This is a genomic window from Achromobacter sp. SIMBA_011, from assembly GCF_046535435.1.
In the GTDB taxonomy this organism is placed as follows: domain Bacteria; phylum Pseudomonadota; class Gammaproteobacteria; order Burkholderiales; family Burkholderiaceae_B; genus Achromobacter; species Achromobacter dolens.
On sequence record NZ_JAWRWN010000345.1, the window covers coordinates 1 to 277 of the forward strand.

A 277-nucleotide genomic window follows, 5' to 3' on the forward strand; every position below is an offset into this window, starting at 1 on the left:
GCGGCAATGTCGCAGGCAACCAGATCCTCAATGTCACGGGCCGCCATCTTCTTGCCGACGACGGCACACGCCGCATCGAGATTGCCGGCGGCGGCCAGCCGGATCTGCTTCTGCCCCCTGCCTTCCGCCAGCTTTTTGCCGGCGAGACGAAACTCGATGCGAACGCCACGCTTTCTCCGCAGAACCGCATAGAAATCGGCAGCAGCACGCTGGAAACCGGCACCCTGCTGCTGACGGCCTCCGGCATCGTCGATCCAAACGGTCAGAACGATCTTAG

The 277-nt window shown here is 62.8% G+C and carries 1 protein-coding gene; it reads left to right on the top strand.

The window, feature by feature from the left end; genetic code table 11:
- On the top strand, nucleotides 1–277 hold a 277-nt coding region (locus SB816_RS31240; protein ID WP_410548142.1), incomplete at both ends, for a hypothetical protein.